Annotated in this window: 1 protein-coding gene and 2 pseudogenes; all 3 read left to right on the top strand. The window is 63.4% G+C overall.

Annotated features, from left to right (window positions below; genetic code table 11):
• The first annotated feature begins 11 nt into the window (after positions 1-11).
• Complete coding sequence (locus VGH54_RS26480) at positions 12-776, top strand: crotonase/enoyl-CoA hydratase family protein (protein WP_331515102.1); 765 nt, start codon at positions 12-14, stop codon at positions 774-776.
• A gap of 991 nt (positions 777-1767) precedes the next feature.
• A pseudogene (locus tag VGH54_RS26475) lies at positions 1768-2628 on the top strand (cyclopropane mycolic acid synthase family methyltransferase); the annotation flags it as partial.
• A 225-nt stretch (positions 2629-2853) separates the two neighbouring features.
• A pseudogene (locus tag VGH54_RS26470) lies at positions 2854-3885 on the top strand (lytic transglycosylase domain-containing protein); the annotation flags it as partial.
• Positions 3886-3901: the final 16 nt, after the last annotated feature.

Genomic DNA, 3901 nt, shown 5'->3' with positions numbered 1-3901 from the left:
GGAGCACGAGCGTGAACGCAGTCCGGTACGAACGACGTGGCCGCGTGACCATCGTCACGATCGACCGACCCGACGCCCGCAACGCGGTGAATGGTGCGGTGGCACGCGGACTCGACGATGCCCTCGACCGCTTCGAACGTGACGATGACGCATGGGTCGGGGTGCTGACCGGCGCGGGATCGGCGTTCTGTGCCGGGGTGGACCTTAAGGTCGTCGCCGCAGGTGGGATGGAGGAGCTCTGGACCGAGCACGGTTTTGCCGGCGTCGTTCAGTACCCACGAACCAAGCCGCTGATCGCTGCTGTCGATGGGCCTGCGCTTGGCGGCGGATGCGAGATCGCGCTCTCCTGTGATCTGGTGGTCGCCTCGAAGCGCGCAACATTCGGTTTGCCGGAGGTCAAGCTTGGGCTGATCGCGGTGGCGGGCGGAATGTTCCGACTGCCGCGCGCGATGCCCATGCAAGTTGCGATGAAGGCCATGCTCACCGGGGAGCCGATCAGCGCTGAAGCGGCCCATGCGTACGGTCTGGCGGTGGATCTGGTCGAGCCAGGCACCTCGCTCGACGCGGCCGTCGAGCTTGCGGTCCAGATCTGCGCGAATGCGCCGCTAGCGGTGCGCGCCAGTCGCCGGGTTGCCTTGGCTGCGCTCGGTCGGCCCGAGCAGGAGCTGTGGGACCTCTCCCGCAGCGAGGGCAAAGCCATCCGGCAATCGGCGGATTATCGAGAGGGCCCCCGTGCTTTCGTCGAGAAACGTCGCCCTGCCTGGACCGGCCGTTGATAGTCGACGTCAACGCACGGCGCCGGAGTCGGCGAAGCGTACGACCTGGCTCTCGTAACCGCCCGCACTCGCATCGCCAGTCTGAGCCCTTGACGCGGTCGACGCAGGGTCGCGGCTTCAGAGCTGCTCTTCTTCTGCACCGGAAGTATCGGATTGGGTCCGCGTCCGTCCCGGCATGCCCTTGCAACGACCGCCACCCGGCGCGGCACCTCAAACCCGAATTCCAGATCCGCATCATTAGAGAGTAAGCACATGCTATCTATGGCCAGGGGAGGGCAGTGTCTGGCCAAACTGAACGAGCGATTGCAAGGAGACATCCGGTTGCTCGGATTCGAGAATCGCACACCGACATGGTCACGATGCCTGATATCTATCGAGCATCGGGGCCCTTGGATACCGCCACCGGCGGTGTTGGGATACGGGTTCCTGCCGACTGTTGGACGTACGCCGACGCCCAGCTAGGCCAACCAAGAGGACTACCCAAGGCGGATCCAACATGCGAGCTTGAAAGAAGTCAGCACTTACATATATAGTGCGGCTTATGGCTGAACCTGCCATCGAGGTCGAGACGGCGTCGGCGTATGTCGAACATCGAACACTCGAATTGGTCAGCCGGCACGATCCGCGATCTATGGGCCGGCGGCACTTTCTTGGGGCCTGGTTTGACGCGGGGCTCATGTGGGTTCATTTCCCCAAGGGTCTGGGCGGTCTTGGTGTTCAACGTGGACTGCAGGCATCCGCCGATGTGGTCCTGCACGACACCGGCGGCATGCATTCATTTGCATTGAATCCCATCGGGTATGGAATGGCGGCCCCACGCTCGTGGAGCATGCGCGACCCGAGCTCGCACATGAATTGCTGCGTCCGCTCGCTAGCTGCGATCACATCTGGTGCCAGCTCTTTAGCGAGGCGGGGGAGGGCCCAGCAATGACAAATGACGAAGCGATCCCCACCTTTACGGATCCTCAACACCGATAAGGATCATGTCGGTATGTCCGTGCAGCTGACGCCCCATTTTGAAAATGTGCAGGCCCACTACGACCTGTCGGACGACTTCTTTCGCCTGTTCCTCGACCCGACCCAGACCTACAGCTGCGCCTATTTCGAACGCGACCATATGACGCTGCAAGAGGCCCAGATCGCCAAGATCGATCTGGCGCTAGGCAAGCTAGGTCTGCAATCCGGGATGACACTGCTGGACATCGGATGCGGCTGGGGCGCCACCATGCGGCGAGCTGTCGAGCGCTACGACGTCAACGTCGTCGGCCTGACATTGTCGGAAAATCAAGCCGTACATGTCCAGAAGATGTTCGACGAGATGGACACCGTCCGCTCGAGGCGGGTGTTACTGCGAGGCTGGGAACAATTTCGCGAGCCAGTCGACCGGATCGTGTCCATCGGGGCGTTCGAGCACTTCGGGCGCGACCGCTACCGCCGCTTCTTTGAGATGGCCTACCAGGTCTTGCCGGCAGACGGCGTGATGCTGCTGCACACCATCGTCCGCCCCGCGTTCATAGAGTTGAGGCGGCGGGGTATCACGCTGACGCACGACCTGGTCCAGTTCAGCAAATTCATCTTGGCCGAGATCTTCCCCGGCGGGTGGCTGCCATTGGTCTCTACGGTTGAAGAACACGCCATCAAGGCCGGTTTCACGGTGACCCAAATCCAGTCCCTGCAGCATCACTATGCCAGGACCCTGGACGTGTGGGCGGCGACATTGCGGGACAACAGAAATCGAGCCATTCTGCTCCAGTCGCAAGGCGTCTACGAGCGCTACCTGAAGTACCTAACCGGCTGCGCCCAGCTGTTCCACGACGGCTACATCGACGTCAACCAATTCAGCCTGGCGAGGTCACCCCGGAGGGCGAGGTCAGCGTTCTGCCACGACTACGACGCCGCCGCCTCTGGCTGGCACTGCGACGAAGACGCGGACACCGCGTCGATCTCCACCCAACGCAGGTACTGAGACAAAATGCCGCGTCACCGCCTGAGGCCGCATACCGAAGAGCCGGCTGTGGTGCACAGATCGCGTACGGACTCGGGCATTCGGAGGTTTAGCCAAGGCCACCCTGCGGCGATGCGCCAGCAGGGAATCCGTATGACTCGGAAGTCAGCGTTGAGCGTCGCTACGATAGCTCCCTTGGTGCTTGCGTGTGCCGTAAGCGGCGTGGCGCGCCGAATGCCCCCGCCCACACCGGCTTTGGCCCATGTTGCCATTGCTTCGGTAGCGGCTGTTGCAGCCACCGCGAGTCGCCCGTCGGGGCCGGTCGTGGTCGCCGTCGCGCGGCCACCGGCCAGCGTTCATATCGCGGCGGCCGCCAAGTCGGCTCCGCCGCCCCCTTCAATGGTGAAATCGCCAAGTGCACTGGGCGTTCCGTGGATGGCCCTGGCTGCCTACCGTAACGCCGAGCAGAAGATGGCGACGTCTGATCCTGGCTGCGGGATCAGTTGGAATCTGTTGGCCGGTATCGGACGCATTGAATCTGGCCATGCCAATGGCGGTGCGACCGATGCCCGCGGTACCGCGGTCCGGCCGATCTATGGACCCGCGTTGGATGGCACGCTGCCCGGAAACGAGGTCATTGTCCAAAGCAGCGCGGGCGGTCGAGTGAGCTACGCGCGCGCCATGGGCCCGATGCAGTTCCTGCCCGGCACCTGGGCGCGATATGCCTCTGACGGTGACGGGGACGGCATCGCCGATCCCCAGAACCTTTACGACTCCACCCTGTCCGCGGCGCGGTATCTGTGCAGCGGCGGCCTGAACTTGCGAGACCAGTCCCAGGTAATGACGGCAATCTTGCGCTACAACAACTCGATCCCGTACGCCCGAAATGTGTTGGGCTGGGCCGCGGCTTATGCCACCGGAGTGGTTCCGGTAGACCTGCCACCGGTGACCGGGCCGGCACCGCCGCTCGGTGACCTGCATCTGGAGAACCCGGAGGGGCTCGGGCCGGGGTTGCCGCTCAATGTCCACGGCCTGCCGTCCACCGACCCGCTGGCCCAAATGCCGCTGATCGACTTCGGCCAACCCGGGTTTGCCGATCCATCGATGCGGCCGGCGCAGTCGCCTGCTGCCGAGACTCCCAATTGCACTGTGATCTGCATCGGCTAGCAAACCAGCCAGC

The sequence above is a fragment of the Mycobacterium sp. genome (assembly GCF_036488105.1).
Taxonomy (GTDB): Bacteria; Actinomycetota; Actinomycetes; order Mycobacteriales; family Mycobacteriaceae; genus Mycobacterium.
Note: the sequence above shows the minus strand (reverse complement) of the source record. Positions and strands in the feature narration are given on the sequence as shown.